13 protein-coding genes are annotated in these 17757 nt (G+C 72.2%); 5 read left to right on the top strand and 8 right to left on the bottom strand.

The genetic code is table 11. The features are described from left to right. Positions 1 to 4 precede the first annotated feature (4 nt). Both GA0074692_RS16030 and sigJ read right to left on the bottom strand, forming a co-directional pair. Complete coding sequence (locus tag GA0074692_RS16030) at positions 5 to 1576, bottom strand: class I adenylate-forming enzyme family protein (RefSeq protein WP_091653562.1); 1572 nt, start codon at positions 1574 to 1576, stop codon at positions 5 to 7. Between the two features lie 364 nt (positions 1577 to 1940). Further along, a complete protein-coding gene (sigJ, locus tag GA0074692_RS16025; RefSeq protein WP_091645445.1) occupies positions 1941 to 2873 on the bottom strand; it encodes an RNA polymerase sigma factor SigJ in 933 nt (310 codons plus the stop codon). Between the two features lie 500 nt (positions 2874 to 3373). On the opposite strand from sigJ, the gene GA0074692_RS16015 reads away from it, so the two are divergent. From GA0074692_RS16015 to GA0074692_RS16005, 3 genes are all read left to right on the top strand, one after another. Continuing rightward, positions 3374 to 3754: a DoxX family protein gene (locus GA0074692_RS16015; protein WP_091645441.1), complete on the top strand. Its 381-nt coding sequence runs from the start codon at positions 3374 to 3376 to the stop codon at positions 3752 to 3754. Between the two features lie 109 nt (positions 3755 to 3863). Continuing rightward, complete coding sequence (gene wrbA, locus GA0074692_RS16010; RefSeq protein ID WP_091645439.1) at positions 3864 to 4475, top strand: NAD(P)H:quinone oxidoreductase; 612 nt, start codon at positions 3864 to 3866, stop codon at positions 4473 to 4475. 150 nt (positions 4476 to 4625) lie between these two features. Then, a complete protein-coding gene (locus GA0074692_RS16005; RefSeq protein WP_091645437.1) occupies positions 4626 to 5543 on the top strand; it encodes a DUF72 domain-containing protein in 918 nt (305 codons plus the stop codon). 73 nt (positions 5544 to 5616) lie between these two features. Here GA0074692_RS16005 and GA0074692_RS16000 read toward each other — a convergent pair whose 3' ends face one another. The 5 genes from GA0074692_RS16000 to GA0074692_RS15980 form a co-directional block, all read right to left on the bottom strand. Then, positions 5617 to 6858 carry a cytochrome P450 gene (locus GA0074692_RS16000; RefSeq protein WP_091645435.1) on the bottom strand — a complete coding sequence of 414 codons (1242 nt, stop codon included), beginning with the start codon at positions 6856 to 6858 and terminating at the stop codon, positions 5617 to 5619. Between the two features lie 123 nt (positions 6859 to 6981). Next, positions 6982 to 7383 (bottom strand): hypothetical protein, encoded by a 402-nt coding sequence (locus tag GA0074692_RS15995; protein WP_091653560.1) that lies wholly within the window; start codon positions 7381 to 7383, stop codon positions 6982 to 6984. A gap of 203 nt (positions 7384 to 7586) precedes the next feature. Further along, positions 7587 to 8240 carry a hypothetical protein gene (locus GA0074692_RS15990; RefSeq protein WP_091645433.1) on the bottom strand — a complete coding sequence of 218 codons (654 nt, stop codon included), beginning with the start codon at positions 8238 to 8240 and terminating at the stop codon, positions 7587 to 7589. Between the two features lie 191 nt (positions 8241 to 8431). Next, on the bottom strand, positions 8432 to 9649 hold the full coding sequence (locus GA0074692_RS15985; protein WP_091645430.1) for a glycosyltransferase: 1218 nt from the start codon (positions 9647 to 9649) through the stop codon (positions 8432 to 8434). Between the two features lie 341 nt (positions 9650 to 9990). Continuing rightward, on the bottom strand, positions 9991 to 11247 hold the full coding sequence (locus GA0074692_RS15980) for an SGNH/GDSL hydrolase family protein (RefSeq protein ID WP_091645428.1): 1257 nt from the start codon (positions 11245 to 11247) through the stop codon (positions 9991 to 9993). Between the two features lie 314 nt (positions 11248 to 11561). Between GA0074692_RS15980 and GA0074692_RS15975 the strand changes: the two genes are divergently transcribed. Together GA0074692_RS15975 and GA0074692_RS15970 are read left to right on the top strand one after the other, a co-directional pair. After that, positions 11562 to 13619, top strand: a complete 2058-nt coding sequence (locus GA0074692_RS15975; protein ID WP_091645426.1) for a DNA gyrase/topoisomerase IV subunit B — start codon at positions 11562 to 11564, stop codon at positions 13617 to 13619. A gap of 47 nt (positions 13620 to 13666) precedes the next feature. Beyond that, a complete protein-coding gene (locus GA0074692_RS15970; protein WP_091645423.1) occupies positions 13667 to 16159 on the top strand; it encodes a DNA gyrase/topoisomerase IV subunit A in 2493 nt (830 codons plus the stop codon). Positions 16160 to 16249: 90 nt separating this feature from the next. On the opposite strand, the gene GA0074692_RS15965 is transcribed toward GA0074692_RS15970, so the two are convergent. Continuing rightward, positions 16250 to 17593: a uracil-xanthine permease family protein gene (locus tag GA0074692_RS15965; protein ID WP_091645421.1), complete on the bottom strand. Its 1344-nt coding sequence runs from the start codon at positions 17591 to 17593 to the stop codon at positions 16250 to 16252. Positions 17594 to 17757 lie beyond the last annotated feature (164 nt).

Below are 17757 nucleotides of genomic sequence, written 5' to 3'. Positions count from 1 at the left end.
ACGTTCACGCCGGCTTTCCCAACTGCTCGTGGAGCCGGCGGGACAGCTCGATCCGCCGTACCTTCAGGGTGGCGGTCCGAGGTAGCTCGGCCTGCGGGATCTGGACCGGGTCGGCCAGCTGGGGAAAGTCGACGACGGCCGTGCGCCAGCGCTCCCGGTCCAGCGGCTGGTCCTCGTTGGTGCAGATCACCGGGACCGGCTCGGAGTTCGGACCCGGCACCACGACAAGCTCGCTCAGCTCACCCAGCCTGCTCAGGACGAGATCCTCGACCTCGAGGATGCTGCGCACGCCGGGGATCATGTCCACCTCACGGTCGAGCATGTGCAGGCAGCCGAGCTTGGTGCGGTAGCCGACGTCCCCGGTCCGCCACCAGCCGTCGTGCATGTTGGCGTCGAACCGCTCCTGCTCGCCGAAGTAGGTCTTCGCCAGGCCCACCCAGCCGACCTCGATGAAGCCGGGATTCTTCGCGGAGGGGCGGCGGCCGTCCCGGCTCACCACGCGGACCCGCGCCGAGCCCGGCATGGGGAAACCGACGCAGCGGCCATTCGACTGGTGGGCCGACCTGCGGAAGTAGGGCCGGCCGACGGCGGGGCCGACCTCGCTCTGCCCGTAGATCTGGAAGAACATCGACGCCCGCCGCTCGGACGAGTGCAGCAGCCGGCTCATCGTCCTGGGGTGCATCGCGTCGAACGTGCTGCTGAAGTACTTCACCGACGCGAACGGCTTCCGCGGATCGTCGGTGAGCCCTTCCCACTCCATCAGCGAGTTGGGAAGTGCCTCGATGAACCCCGGCCGATGCGCGAGGAAGAAGCTCGCCACCTCGTCCGGATCCGACTCCTTCATGAGCAGGACCGGCATGTTCTTGAAGAGCGCCAGGGCCATCGCCGCGAACATCCGCGAGTGCACGAAGGAGATGTGGATCGCGACGGTCTCCCGTTTCCGCATCAGGGACAGCAGCCACCACTGCGGCGTGAGCCGGGCGGCCATGGTGCGCGGCGTGTGTACGACGAGCTTGGGCACCCCGGTGGTGCCGGACGTGTGGGTGATCATCGCGGCCTCGTCCTGCGGCCGGAACACCGGCTGGACGCGCGGGGCCCCGACGAACTCGGTGAGCGACGCCGCACCGGGCCTGCTCCCGGCCACGACGATCACCCGTCTGGTGAGGTCCGCCAGCGGTACGTCGGCCAGGGAGTCGAGCTTGGGCACGTCGGTGAGCAGCTTCGGCTGATCCAGCCGGCTCAGCAGGGTGCCGACGGTCGCGCTGTCCAGGGCGGGCGACAGCAGCACGGGAATCGCCCCGACGCGCGCCGCCGCGGTGGCGAGCACCCAGACGTCGAAGTTCGCGGTCTTGTATATCGCGAGGTGTTCACCGGGTCGGACCCCGGCCGCCCAGAGCCGGCCCGCCAGGTCGTCCACGTGGCCGGCGAGCTGGGCGACCGTCAGGCTCCGGCCCGCTTCCGGAAGGCTGTCCAGGTCGTGGTCGAGAGTGAGCGGCATGGCGCCGTTCCTGGCGGCGGCCGCCTCCGGCACCGTGCCGAGATGAAGGCCGTGCTTCCGTACCGATCTGTGGAGCATGAGGTCCTTCACCCAAACCGCCTCCTTCGCGATGGTCGAGGGACATTCGGGCTGTCGCCGCCTCGATGGGCGCGCGGATCTGCCCAACGAGCGCCGGAGGCGTCAGCCGGTTCGGAGTCGATCAGCTTGCGGATGCTTCGAGGTCGGTCCACGGAGTCGACCGGGCGCCCGGACCGGTCGACTCGTCGACGATCCGGGCAGGGCCGTTCGGCCGAGCATCAACCGTGGTGAGGCCCTTCCCGATCTCCGTGCGCCCAGCATCGACCACCGGACTTGGCTGGGACTGTCCGGCGGGTTGGCGCCGGCTTGGCGGCGGCTTGGTGGAACCCCATGGGGGGCAGGGACCCGGGGTACGGGGACGGCGTCAGCCCTTCCAGGGCCGGAGCTTCTCGGGGTTCCGTACCGCCCAGATGCGCTTGATCCGGTCGCCTGCGACGTCGAACGCCATCACCACCACGGTGACGCCCTCCTGCTGGGCCGCCAGACCGGGCTGACCGTTGACCGTGCGCTCCAGGATCCTCAGGTCAGGTGCCCGGTCAGCGATGTCGACCAGGACGCGGGCGATCTGTTCGTTGCCTTCGATCGGGCGAAGTTCGGCGTTGACGAGGCCGCCACCATCGGCGATCGTCGTGGCGTCGGGGTCGAGCAGGCCGACGAGGGCGTCGATGTCCTTGGCTTCCCACGCCCGCTTGAAGTCCCGGACGACGTCGGCGCGCTGGGGCGTCGGAGTCGCGGGATTCTGCGACGCGCGGATGCGACGGCGGGCCGACGAGGCCAACTGGCGACAGGCCGCCGGCGTACGGCCGACGATCGCGGCCACCTCGGCGAAGGAGTAGCGGAAGACGTCGTGGAGGATGAACGCGACACGCTCGGCCGGGGTCATCGAGTCGAGCACGACGAGGAAGGCCATGTTGATCGACTCGTCGAGGGTGACCCGGTCGGCCGGGTCGGTGTTGACGTCCACCGACCGCCCGCTGATCCACTCCGTACGGTCGGGCAGCGGCTCGGGGATCCATTCGCCCACGTACCTCTCCCGCCTGGCCCGGGCCGAGCCGAGCAGGTCGAGGCAGATGCGGCTGGCGACCCTGGTCAGCCAGGCACCGGGGGACTCGATGGCGTCCTGCTGCTCCGGGGACATGGCGTACCAGCGGGCGTAGGTCTCCTGCACGACATCCTCGGCATCGGCCAGAGAACCGAGCAGTCGGTACGCGAGATTGATCAGCTTGCGCCGTTCGCTCATGATCGCGCTCAGACCCGGATCGGGCTGGTCGTCCGCTGGCTCGGATTGCGTGCTCATGGTGTCGCCGGCTCCCTCGGTCGCAACTGCCCTTCCAGTCCGACGAGACATCGCACCGAACTGTGAGGTCGGGCCGACCTCACATCACGGAGGAGTACGTCGTCTTACTGCTGAGAACGATCACCGTCCAGCGAACACGAAGGCTCCGCGCGACATCATGACCGACTTTCCCGCCTCGCGATCGTGCCCGAACGGCATGCGGCGCGCTGCCCGCTCGGCGAGGCCGGGCGCGACGGCGCCAGCCCGGATCAAGCCGATGCCCGCGCGGTCAGCGACGGGCGTCGCGGAGACCGTATGATCGATCAACGTCGAAGGCGGGCCGCTCCAGAGCCATCCGACCGGACAGCGCCATCGCACCGCCGGGACGCCCTGTGCGTCCCACCGGTCCGGTCCACGGGCTCGGCCTCGCCCTCCGCCCCGGCCATGTCCCACCTGGTAGCCCCGATCGCCATCCGCGACCTCGAGACCGAGGTCGCTGACAACTCTGAAGGAGAAGCATCATGAACCTCGCCCTGTGGATCGTGGCGGGACTGCTGGCCGCGATCTTCCTGGCCAGCGGCGTGATGAAGCTGGTCCAGTCCAAGGAGAAGATGGCCGCCTCCGGCCTGGGCTGGGTCGAGGACTGGAACCTCAGCACCATCAAGGCCATCGGTGCCCTCGAGATCCTGGCCGCAGTGGGCCTGATCCTGCCCGCCGTGCTCGACATCATGCCGATTTTGGTGCCGCTGGCCGCCCTCGGTCTGGCGCTGCTGATGGTCGGCGCGATCATCACGCACCTGCGTCGTGGCGAGACCCAGGCGCTCGTGGTGAACGTGGTCCTGCTCGCTCTGAGCGCCTTCGTGGCATGGGGCCGCTTCGGTCCCGAGTCCTTCACCGGCTGACCGGCAGGTCGTAGCCGGCCGGTGCGCTCCGGCGGCACCCGGCTGTTCGCCGGCGGCGCGGTCGGCGGCCACCGGTGCCACCGGACAGACCCCGCGAGGGAAGGGAACGATCATGGAATCCGTGAACGCCGCGATCGTCTACTACAGCTCCACCGGCACCGTGCACGCCCTGGCGCAGGCCGCCGCCGACGGCGCGGAGAAGGCCGGCGCGGACGTGCGACTGCGCAAGGTCGCCGAACTGGCCCCACCGGAGGCGATCGCCACGAACCCGGCCTGGGGCCAGCACATCCAGGACACCGCCGACGTCGCCGAGGTCAGCCTCGACGACCTGGCCTGGGCGGACGTGGTGTTGTTCGGCACGCCCACCCGCTTCGGCAACGCGGCCAGCCAGTTGAAGGCGTTCATCGACACCACGGGCGGCCTGTGGCGACAGGGCAGACTCGCCGACAAGGTGTACTCGGCGTTCACCTCCAGCGGCACGGCCCACGGTGGACAGGAGTCCACCCTCCTGGCGCTGGCGAACACGTTCTACCACTGGGGTGGCATCATCGTGCCTCCCGGCTACACCGACCCGGTCCAGTTCCAGACGGGGAACCCCTACGGCACCTCCCACGTGGTCTCCTCCGGCCCGCCCGGTGACGTGACCCTGGAAGCAGCCCGCTACCAGGCCCGGCGCGCCGTCACGATCGCGGCGGCGCTCAAGGCCGGACGCGCTGCCTGACCGAGCCACCCGGCAGGACATCCGTCAGCGGCGGCCCCGGCGTGCCCGGGACCGCCGCTGCGGCGCACCTGGCCGCCGTGGTCATCGCCCCTGACCGGCCCGTGGCCGCCACCGGTTGCCGAACCCGGACATCAGGGGTCAACTGGTGTCATGGGTGTGATCAAGGTGGGTACGTCCTCCTGGGCCGACCAGCTGCTGCTGCGCTCCGGCTGGTATCCCCGCTCGGCCCGGACCCCGGCGGCCCGGCTCGGTCACTACGCCGGCCGGTTCGGTCTGGTCGAGGTGGACACCTCCTACTACGCGGTGCCCACGGTGGAGACCGCCGAGGGCTGGGCAGCGGCCACCCCGGCCGGCTTCACCTTCGACGTCAAGGCGTTCAGCCTGTTCACCGGGCATCCGACCCCGGTCTCCGTGCTGCCCCGGGACCTGCGTCCGGCCGGCACCCCTCGACAGGTGCAGCGCCGGGATCTGCCGCGCGAGGCGTACGACGAGCTGTGGGAGCGGTTTCACGCCGTGCTGGACCCGCTCGCCGGGGCCGACCGGCTGGGCGCGGTGCTGTTGCAGTTCCCGCCGTGGTTCGCCCACGGCGAGGCGGCGAAGCGACGGATCGTGGAACTCGCCGGCCGCTGCCGACCACACCGGGTCGCCGTCGAGCTGCGGCACCACTCCTGGTTCGCCGAACCGACCGTGGTGGACACCCTCGGCCTGCTCCGGGAGCACGACCTGACCTTCGTCTGTGTCGACATGCCCCAGGGGTTCGCCTCCTCGGTGCCGCCGATCCTGACCGTCACCGCCGGGCTGGCGATGATCCGGTTCCACGGGCACAGCACCGCCTGGGAGAGCGGCGACAAACAGGAACGGTTCCGCTACGCGTACGGGGAGCGCGAGCTGGCGCACTGGGCGGAGCAACTGACCGAGCTGGCCGGGCAGGCCGACGAACTGCACGTGCTGATGAACAACTGCTGCGGCGACCAGGCCCAGCGGGACGCCGCCCGGCTGGCCGACCTGCTCGGCGTACCGGCGGGTGGGGGCGACTGCAGGGGACCCCTGCTCGGCAGAAAGCGGTAACAGGGGTCCCCTGCTACCACCTCACTCACTTCCTGGGGCACGGCAAAGCGGGGGCACGGCAGGCGGGCACGCGTCAGCCGGGGCGGCGTACCTGGATGAGCACGCCGCTGCGCGGCCGGGTGGGGATGCGGTTCAGCGGGATGGCCAGGTCCTGGTCGGGCAGGGTGTGGTCGAGGCGGGCCAGCCGCACCGCGAACGCCCGCAGCAGGGCCACCGTGATCAGCTCGCCCGGGCAGCGGTGTCCCGCCGCCGGGTCGCCGCCGCCCTGCGGGAGAAGCTCGTACGGGTCGACCTCCCGGTTGAGGAAGCGTTCCGGTGTGAACCGGTACGGATCAGGCCAGAACCGGGCGTCGTGGTGCTGGCCGTAGATGTCGAGCAGCACCATCGCCCCGGCCGGGATGCGTTCCCCGGCCCACTCCAGGTCCCGGACCGCCCGGCCGCCGACGAACGGGGCGAACGGGTAGAACCGCCGTACCTCCTGGGTGAACGCCTCGGCGAAGGCCGGGTCGTCGGCGCGCAGCCGGTCCCGGTGTCCGGGCCACCGGTGCAGCGCGTGCGCGGCGAACGCGACGAACCAGCTCACCGCCACGGTGGGGCGGAGGATGTTGAGCAGTTCCACGGCGGCGGTGTGCCGGTCCAACTCGGCGCCGTCGGCGTCCCGGTGCCGGGCCACCGCGACAACAGCCGAGTCGGCGGACGCGGTGGGGTCGTTGCGGCGTACCCGGTCGACCAGGTCGGCCAGCCATGCCTCCCGCCGGGCCCGGGCCCGACGGGCCCGCCAGTGCCGAGGCCCGGCGGTGCCGAAGCCGTCCACCAGCGCGATCAGGTCCGTGGCGAGCGCGGGCAGATCGTCCGGCGGGACCGGTACCCCGGTCCAGTCACAGACCGCCCGGGTGAGCAGCCGCGCGGTCTCGTCGAAGAGCACGACGGGGGAGCGGTCGGCCCACTCCGGCACCGCCGCGTCCCAGGCCGCCTGGGACCGGACGACCAGGTGGTCGACCCCGCCGCCGGTCAGCAGCGCCAGGAACATCGCCTTGCGGACCCGGTGCGCGCTCCCGTCCAGGGCGTGTACCGCGCCGTGGCCGAAGAGGGTGCTGCGGACCGGCTCGGGAATCGCGCCGTGCCGCCGGACGTGGCGCTCGTCGTAGAAGAACCGGGCGGCCTCCGGCCCGCGCAGCGCCACCGCCGGCCGCCCGAGCAACCGCATCGGTACGGCGTCGGCGCGGGCGCGGCGGTGCCGGTTCGGCAACCAGGCGTACCCCTGCACCGCGAGCGGAATGGTGTTGTCCAGGCGGAGAACGCGGTGCGACGACATGGGCACCTCCTGCCCGGCCCGCCGACCGGCGAAACCGGTCGGCTCCCGTGTCTGTCTGGCTCCCCGCGTCCGGCTACCCCGTCAAGCGAAACCGGTCGTTGACCGTCCGCCGAAACCGCCGCTTCAACTGCCCGGCGACCAGGTCTCCGGATGCATGCCGGTCGCCTCCTCCAGGGCGTTGTCCGGCAGGTCGCCGCCGGCCCGGTCGTCCGGGAAGGTGCGCCGGGACGGTGCCGGATCCGGGGGCGCTCCCGGTCCGGCCTCAAGGTGACGGCTCGGCTCCACCGACCCGAACCCGTGCCGGCCGGTGGCCCCGGGCCGACCGCCGCGCGTCGGTTCGCCGGCCCGCCGCTCGCCGCGCCGGCCCGGTGGTACGGCTGCCGTCTCACTGCCCTCGTCCATCGGCGAGTCCTCGCCGACGCCCCACGGCAACTCGCCCTCGTACTCGCCGGTGGTGCCCCACGCTCCTGCCCGCTCCGGTCCGCGCTGCTCGGCGTGCCGGTCGGGTCGGTCCTGCGCCGTCATGATCACCTCGCTGCTCGGCTGTGTCTGCCAGCGCTGAATCCCCGCCCGTGACGTCCCCATGCCCGTCGGCCGGGTACGCGCGATGCCCGGTCAGCCGGGTACGCGATGCCGTCAGTCGGGTACGCGCGCCAGAGGTCGGCGCCGGCCGGGGCGGCGTACGCGGCGACCCGCGACCGTAGGTGGTCGCGGGTCGCTCAGCACCGTCAACGGTGCGCCATCATCCGGTGCATCCGGCCGTTGCCGTTCGCGCCGAGCATGCCCATACCCATTCCCATCCCCTTGGCCCCGATCTTCGCCCCGCTCATCATGCCGCCGGCCCGGCCGAGCATGCCCCGCAGCACCTGACCGGGTTTCTGCTGCTCACCGGCGTAGCTGGTGACCACGATCAACGCCCCGGTGATGGCCGGGACGGCCCACTGGAGCACCTTCATCTGCCGCTGCGTGGCGGCGACCCCGCGCGGCGTGTCGTGGTGGGGTTCGGTGACCCCGGCCACCGGGGGCTGGCCGCACTTCTCCAACCGCATGCCGAGCATCCGGCTGTAGCCGGTCACGGCCAGGGCGGCGACGGTCAGTACGGTCTTGGCCGCGCTCATCCGGCCGACGCCGGACTGGGCGAGCATTCGAGGGCTCTCCGTCACCAGTTCGCCGACCGCGCCGGCCAGGTGCGCGCCGATCGCCGCCGCGTTGACCGGTGTCCACCGGGCCCAGCCCGCCGAGGCCATCGGTAGCCGTTGGGTTCGGTCGCTGATCTGTGCCGCCGCGCCGTTGACCCCGGTGGCCCCCATCAACGAGCCGCCGAACCAGGCCGCCAGGCCGAGGTCGTGCATCGAGCGCAGTACGGTGTGCCGTTCGGACATCTGATCCCCTTCCGCCGTGTGGGCGGTGCGGCATACCCGCCCCCCGGACGGCTATTCCCGCGACCAAACCCCGGCGGTCAGGCGACGGCGGTCAGCGACGGCGGTAACGCGATGGTGGTCAGGCGACGGCGGCCATACCCCGGCGGCCAGGCGGCCAAACCCCGGCGGCCAGGTCACCGGGGCGACAGCGGTCAGGCGACCGCCGGGGTCGGCTGGCTGACCCCGCCGACCATGGCGTACACCGCGCCGAGCTGCTCGACCGCGCGCTTCCAGGAGTACCGGCTGCGGATCCGGTCCAGCGCCGCCGTGGCGTACGAGAAACGGCGGACGTTGTCCCGCAGCAGTCGGCGGATCGCCGTGCCGAGCGCCCGGGGATCGCGGGGCGGGACGAGGTCCCCGGTGAGTCCGTCGACCACACTGTCGGTGATCCCGCCGACGGTGGTGCCGATCACCGGAACCCCGCAGGCCATGCCCTCGAGCGGGGTGAGGCCGAACGGCTCGTGCCAGCCGGCGGCGACGAGGATGTCGGCGGAGCGGTACCAGCGGCCCAGCTCCGCGCGGGGCACCGCGCCGACGAGGCGTACCCGGTCGGCGACGCCGCAGGCCGTGGCGAGCGCCCGCAGCCGGCGGGCCGTGCCGTCGGTGGGCAGTTGGTCGGCGGGGGGACCGCCGACCAGGACCCACTCCGCCTCCGGTACGGCCGGCATCGCCCGGACCACGTCCGGCAGGCCCTGCGTGGCGACCAGCGGAGCGACGGTGAGGATCCGGGGCCGGTCCGGCTTGCGGGGGGCCACCGGCCCGTCGGGGCGGAACAACTCCTGGTCGACGCCGGTCGGGACGAGGGTCATCCGGGACCGGGGCACCCCCAGCCGGATCAGCTCGGCGACCTCGTCCTGGCTCTGCACGACCACCCGGTCGACGGCCCGGCCGATGGCCCGTTCGTAGCCGATCCGTCCCGGTGGGCTGGTGTCCCGGGGGCCGAGCCGGCGGCGGGCCGCCGTGCCGAGCCCGTGGTACGTCTGCACGACCGGCACCCGGGTCCGGCGTGCCGCGTGCAGGGTGGCCAGGCCGCTCATCCAGAAGTGCGCGTGCGCGACGTCGGGCAGCCAGTCGCCGTCCCGCCACTGTCCGGCGAGCCAGCGTCCGAACTCGCCGAGATACGGCAGCAGTTCGTCTCGGGGCAGCCGCTCGGCCGGTCCGGCGGGCACATGGCAGACCAGGTAGCCGTCGCCGCTGGGGACGGCGTCGGGCATCGCGGTGGAGTCCCGGCGGGTGTAGACCCGCACGTCGTGGCCCGCGTCCACGAGCGCCGTGGCCAGCTCGGCGACGTGCGTGTGCTGGCCGTCGGTGTCCGGCTCGGCCGGTACGGCGAGCGGGCTGGCGTGCTCTGAGATCATCGCGATGCGCATGCTTCCTCCTCCATCAGCCGGTCCCGTCGCCCGGGGAACGGTCGACCGCCGACACGTCTCCGTCCCATGTCCGACGCGGGTCGGCGGAGCGCGCCCCGGCCGGTGGGGGCCGACCGGGGGCGCGTCCGTCACGGTCCGGGTGGCGCGGACGCCCGACCCGCATGGCAGGGTCCGTACCCTGAGCCGCCCGGCCTAACCAATCGATCGGGTCACGGCCGACGTACGCTCCGGCGTCGTCACGGAGCAGGCCCGGGCGGACACCTCGTACACGAGCCGCCCGGCCAGCACGAACGGGACCCCGCTGGAGGTGGCGGGATCCCGGTCGTTCGGTGGAGGTGGGCTCAGGAGACGGTGACGCTGCCGTCCGGTGCCCGTACGCAGGCCACGCTGCGGGCGGCGGTGGTCGCCGCCCCGGCCAGGCACTGGCCGAGCACCTGGTGTCCGGCGGCGTTCGGGTGCCACGACTCCTGGCAGGTCTGGAAGTAGCTGACGCAGGTGTTGGCGATGTCCTGGATATCCAGCTTGTCGTAGCCGGAGAGGCTGGTCACGAAGACCCCGGACGGCCCGTCCATGAGTCGGATCGGGGTGGCCAGCGTGCCGGTGGGGCTGTTCGGCGACTCGCAGAGCCGGGCGCCGTCGAAGGCCCGCTGCACGTTCAGGTAGACCAGGGCCGCGCCGGGGAACTCGGCGGCCAGGGCGTCCCGGGTCGACCGCACCAGGGTGCCCAGGCCGGCGGAGAAGCGGTGCCCCGGAGCCAGACTGCCCCGGTGGATCGGGCAGCCGGCGGCGTACCGCTCGGCGCCGAGGTCCCGGAACTTGTCCCGGTCGTCGGCCCGGCCGTCCTCCTCGTGGAAGGTCGGGTACAGGTCGAACGGCAGCGGGTTGGTGTAGTCCTGGAGGACCACCCGGTGCTGGCCGTCGGCGTCGACCTGGGCGAGCGTGGCGAGGATCTGCCGGACCGCCGAGGTGGTCTCGCCGGTGGCCGCCGCGAACTGCGCCGAGGTGGCCAGGTCGGCATCGGTGCACGGCTCCTGCGGGACCGGGCCGCCGAGGTAGGCCCAGAACTCCCACCAGCCGGTCCAGGCGTCGGCGATGAACCGGTTGGCGCACTTCTCCGCCACCGAGCCGAAGGTGAACGAGCTGTTGTTGGAACCGAGCCCGACCAGGACGACGTCGATGTCGTGGGTCCGGGCGACCGTGCGGAGCTGGTCGAGCTGGGAGGAGACCTGCCGGCCCTTGGCCCGGACCGCCGAGGCGGCCCCGATGTCGTACGGCTGTCCGCCGGAGCAGGCCAGGTTGAACCGGTCCTGGATGCCCGGCAGGTTGGCCCGGTGCAGGGACGCGTTCGCCGAGCGGTGGCAGAAGTACGCGTTGCTGTTCGGCGCGGACCAGCCGGGGAAGCCCTGGGCCACCCCGTTGACGTCGACCACCGGGGCGTACGCGCCGGCGCCCTCGCCGCTGACGAAGCTGTCGCCGAGCGCCACTGCGGCAGTGGGCAGCGCGGCGGTCGCCGGAGCGGAGGGCGCGACCGTGGCGGTGAGTCCGGCCGAGGCCACGACCAGCGCCGCCGCGAGCGCGGTACGACGGATCACGGACATCGGGACCTCCATCCATTGATGGAAATGTGAAAAAGTTTTGGAGGTCGCGATCAGATCACGCGCCACTCGGGGGCGTCAACGGTTCGGCCCTCTTTTTAATCGACAAGTTTCGTTCCCTGTCGGGTTGGTCGGGGGCAGCCGCCGGCCGTACGGCCCGCCCGCGCCCTGCTCACGATCGGTCCGTCCGGACCGCCGTGGCGCGGGGCGGCGGCAGTATGTCGGCGCGCCCGGCTAGGCTCGCTGCGGCGTGCCGTCCACCGGCGATCTCCGTCGGAGGTGGCCCCGCACCGCCGAGACCTGGGAGTACGACCAAGTTGACCGCAGAGCTTGAGCCTCTCTACGGGGCCGACGACCTCACCCACCTGGAGGGGCTGGACGCCGTCCGCAAGCGCCCCGGCATGTACATCGGCTCGACCGACAGCCGTGGCGTGGGTCACCTCGTCAACGAGATCCTCGACAACTCCACCGACGAGGGGGTCGCCGGCCACGCTGCCCGGATCGATGTCGTGCTGCACGCCGACGGCTCGGTGCAGGTCGACGACGACGGCCGGGGCATCCCCACCGACGTGCACGCCAAGTCCGGCATCTCCGGCGTCGAACTGGTGCTGACCCGGCTGCACGCCGGCGGCAAGTTCGGCGGCTCCGGCTACAAGACCTCCGGCGGTCTGCACGGCGTCGGCGCCTCGGCGGTCAACGCGCTCTCCCGCCGGTTCGACGTGACCGTCCGCCGGGGCGGCAAGGTGCACGCCATGTCCTTCCGGCACGGCGTGCCGGGGGTCTTCGACGGCGACGGCCCGGACGCGCCGTTCACCCCCGGCCCCGGACTCCAGGTGGTCGGCGCGATGAAGCGCGGCCAGCGGACCGGCACCTCGATCCGGTATTGGCACGACGCGCGCTACTTCGAGACCGGCGCGCGGCTGGACGCCGACGCGGTCCGCACCAAGCTGCGCAACACCGCCTTCCTGGTGCCGGGCGTCAACTACCTGCTGCGCGACGAGACCGGCGAGGAGCCGACCCGGGAGGAGTTCCACTACCCGAACGGGTTGACCGACATGGTGGAGTTCCTCGCCCCGGCCGGGGAGCGGGCGGTCTCCGGCACCCTGCTGGTCACCGGCGAGGGCACCTACCGGGAGAACGCCGCCGACGCCAACGGCGTCATGCAGTCCAACGTGCAGCGTCGCGCCGAGGTCGAGGTGGCCTTCCGCTGGGGCACCGGCTACGAGCGCACCGTCGAGTGCTTCACCAACACCATCCGCAACGCGCACGGCGGTACGCACCGCAAGGGCTTCGAGCGGGCGCTGACCCGTACCCTCGCCGACGCCGTGCGCGGTACGCGTGGCCTGCTGCGGGCCAAGGAGGACCCGCCCACCCTGGACGACGTCCTGGAGGGGATGACCGCCGTGGTGCACGTGCGCATCCCCGAGCCGCAGTTCACCTCGCAGACCAAGGACGAACTCTCCACCGCCGGCATCACCAAGGTCATCCAGTCCCTGGTGGAGCAGCACCTCAAGGCGTGGCTGGAGGACCGCCGGACGAAGGCCGAGGCGCGCACCGTCCTCCAGAAGATCGTCGACGCGGCCCGGGTACGGCTGACCCAGAAGCAGCAGAAGGACGCCGCCCGGCGTAAGACCGCCCTGGAGGGCGCGGCGATGCCGGCGAAGCTGGTCGACTGCCGCTCCACCGGCGTGGACCGCAGTGAGCTGTTCATCGTGGAGGGCGACAGCGCGCTCGGGTCGAGCAGGCTCGCCCGGGTGGCCGAGTACCAAGCCCTCCTGCCCATCCGCGGCAAGATCCTCAACGTCCAGAAGGCGAACCTCCAGCAGGTGCTGGACAACGCCGAGTGCGCGGCGATCGTGCAGGTGCTCGGGGCCGGCTCGGGGCGTACCTTCGACCTGTCGGGGATGCGGTACGGCCGGGTCCTGATCATGGCGGACGCCGACGTGGACGGCGCGCACATCCGTACCCTGCTGATCACCCTCTTCGCCCGGTACATGCGGCCGCTGATCGAGGCCGGACGGCTCTACGCCGCGATGCCGCCCCTGCACAAGATCACCACTAAGGGGCGGAACCCGCAGACCATCTACACCTACACCCAGGCCGAGATGGAGGCGACGGTCCGCAAGCTGGAGAAGGCCGGCAAGCAGATCGTCACCCCGATCCCCCGGTTCAAGGGACTCGGCGAGATGGACGCCGACGAACTCTGGGAGACCACGATGAACCCGGCCACCCGGGCGGTCCGTCGGATCACCCTCGACGACGTGGACGCCGCCGAGCGGATCCTCGAACTGCTCATGGGGGAGAAGGTCGAACCGCGCCGCAACTGGCTGATCGAGTCCGCCGACCGGGTCGACCGCGAGGCGATCGACGCATGACGACCGCCCGACGCCAGACCGTGGCCCGCCGAGGAGAGAGCTGAACCATGGCACGCCGTAAGAACACCGGCCCCCGGGCGGACCTGGCCGCCTTCGACCAGGCGGGCGCGCGGGTCTTCGACAACCCCCTGGTCACCGAGGTCTCCGACTCCTACCTGGAGTACGCCTTCTCGGTCATCCACTCCCGGGCCCTGCCCGACGCCCGGGACGGTCTCAAGCCGGTGCACCGGCGCATCCTCTACGCGATGCACGAGTCCGGCTTCCGTCCGGACCGGGCGCACGTCAAGTCCGCCCGGGTGGTCGGCGACGTGATGGGCCGCTACCACCCGCACGGCGACACGGCCATCTACGACGCCCTGGTCCGGCTCGCCCAGGACTTCTCGCTCAACGTCCCGCTCATCGACGGCCATGGGAACTTCGGGTCCCCGGACGACGGCCCGGCCGCCGCGCGCTACACCGAGGCCCGGATGTCCCGCGAGGCGATGCTGCTCGTCGGCGAGCTGGGCGAGGAGACCGTCGACGTCGAGCCGAACTACGACGGCTCGCTGACCCAGCCCACCGTGCTGCCGGCCGCCTTCCCCAACCTGCTGGTCAACGGCGCGTCCGGGATCGCCGTCGGGATGGCCACCAACATGATCCCGCACAACCTGGGCGAGATCGTCGCGGCGGCCCGCTGGTTGATCCGGTACCCGGACGCCACCCTCGACAAGCTGATGGAGTTCGTCCCCGGCCCGGACCTGCCCACCGGCGGCTTGCTCCTCGGCCTGGACGAGGTGCGCCGGGCGTACGAGACCGGGCGCGGCGTGGTGCGGATGCGCGGCCGGGTGGAGATCGGCCCCCTGGAGGGCAGCCGGGGTCGGCAGGCGATCACCGTGGTCGAGCTGCCGTACGGCGTCGGCGCGGAGAAGGTCATCGCCGCCATCACCAACGAGGTGACCAAGACCAAGCGGCTGACCGGCATCGCCGACGTCAAGGACCTCACCGACCGGGAGAGCGGCACGCGCCTGGTCATCGAGTGCAAGGTCGGGGTCAACCCGCAGGCGCTCCTGGCCGACCTCTACCGGCTCACCCCGCTGGAGCAGTCGTTCGGCGTCAACAACCTCGTCCTGGTCGACGGGCAGCCACGGACCCTGGGGCTCAAGGCGCTGCTGGAGGTCTTCCTCGCCCACCGGTACGAGGTGGTGACCCGGCGTACCACGTACCGCCGGCGTCGGCGCGAGGAGCGGCTGCACCTGGTGGACGGCCTGCTGATCGCCCTGCTCGACATCGACCGGGTGGTCCGGTTGATCCGGGAGAGCGAGGACGCCCAGGCCGCCAAGGACGGCCTGATGAGCCGGTTCGGTCTCTCCGACATCCAGGCCACCTACATCCTGGACACCCCGCTGCGTCGGTTGACGAAGTACGACCGCCTCGAACTCGAGGCCGAGCAGGAGAAGCTGCGCGGCGAGATCGCCGACCTGTCCCGGATCCTCGACGACGAGAAGGTGCTGCGCAAGCTCGTCTCCGACGAACTGGCCGCGGTGACGAAGCAGTTCGGGACGCCGCGTCGTACCACCCTGGTCGACGGCGACCTGAAGGAGGTCCTGGCGGCGTCCGCGCCGGCCGGGCCGCTGGAGGTCGCCGACGACCCCTGCCAGGTGATCCTCTCCGCCACCGGGCTGATCGCGCGGACCGCGGCCGAGTCGGAGGAAGCCGCCGAGGGGCGCGGCCGGCGCGGCCGGGTCAAGCACGACGCGGTACGCGCGCTCGTGCACTCCACCGCCCGGGGGCGGGTGCTCCTGGTCACCAGCGCCGGCCGGGCGTTCAAGGTCGACGTGCTGCCGCTGCCGGTGCTGCCCCAGCAGCCCGGCACGGTCTCGCTCAGCGGCGGGATGTCCGCCGCCGAGTTGGTGCCGCTGGAGGCGGGGGAGACCGTGGTCGCCCTGGCCCCGCTCGGCCCGACCGCCGGGGGCTCGCCCGGTCTGGCACTGGGCACCCGACAGGGCGTGGTCAAGGTGTGCGCGCCGGAGTGGCCGGTCCGGTCCGACGAGTTCGAGGTGATCTCCCTGCGCGAGGGGGACGAGGTGGTCGGCGGGACCTGGTTGACCGACGGCGAGGAGGCCCTGACCTTCGTCACCTCCGAGGCGTCGCTGCTGCGCTTCCCGGCCACTCTGGTCCGCCCGCAGGGCATCCGGGGCGGCGGTATGGCGGGGGTCAACCTGCCGGCCGGGGCGCGGGTGGTCTTCTTCGGCGCGGTCCGCACCGACGACCCGGAGCACGGGGTGCCGATGGTGGTCACCTCGACCGGGGCCACGGTCAAGGTCACGCCGTTCGCGGCGTACCCGGCCAAGGGGCGGGCGACCGGCGGGGTGCGTGCGCAGCGCTTCCTCAAGGGTGAGACGGACCTGGTGGTGGCCTGGGTGGGCACCCGCCCGGTCGCCTCCACCGCCAACGGCGAGCCGGTCGAACTGCCGGCCGAGGACCCCCGCCGGGACGGCTCCGGCTTCGCCGTCATGCTCGGCCCCACCCTCCTGGGCCACCACCACTCCGCCCAGGCCTGACGCCCTTTGATCACGAGGTTTGCGTCACGGTTTCGCCCGGACGTGACGCAAACCTCCTGATCAACCGCCCGAAGGTCAGACGGCCGAGGGTCAGACGGCCGGGGGACGGGTACGGGGGGTGCGGAGGCGGGTTACCGCGCGCATGCCGTGGTAGGTGAGCAGGGCGGCGGCGGTGCCGAGGGCGATGCCGTTGAAGGAGAGGTCCCCGGCGGTGACGGTGTAGTCGGCGGCGCCGATGATCAGCGCGACCGCGGCGGTGAACAGGTTCACCGGATCGTGGAAGTCGACCCGGTTCTCGATCCAGATCCGCGCGCCGAGGATGGCGATCAGCCCGTAGAGGGCGGTGGTGGCGCCGCCGAGGACCCCCGCCGGCACGGTCAGGATCAACGCCCCGAACTTCGGGCTGAGGCCGAGCAGCACCGCTGTCACCCCGGCCACCCAGTACGCGGCGGTGGAGTAGACCCGCGTCGCCGCCATCACGCCGATGTTCTCCGCGTACGTGGTGGTGCCGGAACCGCCGGCCGAACCGGCGAGCATGGTGGCGACCCCGTCACCGATGAACGCCCGACCCAGGTACCGGTCCAGGTTGCGGTCGGTCATCGCGGCGACCGCCTTCACGTGGCCAGCGTTCTCCGCGATGAGCACGAGAATCACCGGGATCACCAGCACCGCCGCGCGGAGACTGAAACTGGGCGCGTGGAACTCGGGCAGCCCCACCCAGGCGGCCTCGCGCAGCCGGGTCAGCGTGGCCTCGTCCAGCCCGCCGACTCCGGCGGCGAACAGCCAGCCGGCCACGACGCCGAGCAGGATCGACAGGCGGCCCAGGAATCCCCGGAACGCCACCGTGGCGAGCAGGATCGCGACCAGGGTGACCGCCGCGATCAGCGGCTGCGCCTTGACACCGGTGCCGCTGCCGTTGCCGTCCCAGGCCACCGGGGCGAGGTTGAGCCCGATCAGCGCGACGATCGCGCCGGTCACCGCCGGGGGCATCAGCGCGTCGATCCACCGCGTGCCGGCGACCTGGACGACCAGTCCGACCAGCGCCAGCGCCGCGCCCGCGACCACGATGCCGCCGAGCGCCGGGCCGAGGTCACCGCCGGCCTTCGCCGCCAGGACCGGCGCGATGAAGGCGAACGACGAGCCGAGGTACGACGGCAGCCGGTTGCCGGTGAGCACCAGGAACAGCAGGGTGCCCAGCCCGGAGAAGAACAGCGTGGTGGCCGGTGGGAAACCGGTGATCAGCGGCACCGTGAAGGTGGCCCCGAACATCGCCACGACGTGTTGTACGCCGACCCCGACGGTACGGGGCCAGGAAAGGCGCTCGTCCGGGGCGACCACGTCGCCGGGGCGTACCGTCCGCCCGTCGCCGTGCAGTCGCCAGGGCGCCCGGCGATGTCCGGTGGCGGGTGGTGTCCCGGGGGAGGGTGAGGTCATGGCGCACTGCCCTTCACGTCGACTCGAGCTGGTGGGGGCGGCGGTGACCCTGGACGTGTCTAACAGACTGCCGGCGGCGGCTGTTCCACCGGACCGGCCCTGAGCAGCGCGGACGCGAGCCGGGACCGGAGTCGGGCAGCCCGGGAGGCCAGGTCCGCAGGTGG

It is taken from the genome of Micromonospora pallida (assembly GCF_900090325.1).
Taxonomy (GTDB): domain Bacteria; phylum Actinomycetota; class Actinomycetes; order Mycobacteriales; family Micromonosporaceae; genus Micromonospora; species Micromonospora pallida.
Note: the sequence above shows the minus strand (reverse complement) of the source record. Positions and strands in the feature narration are given on the sequence as shown.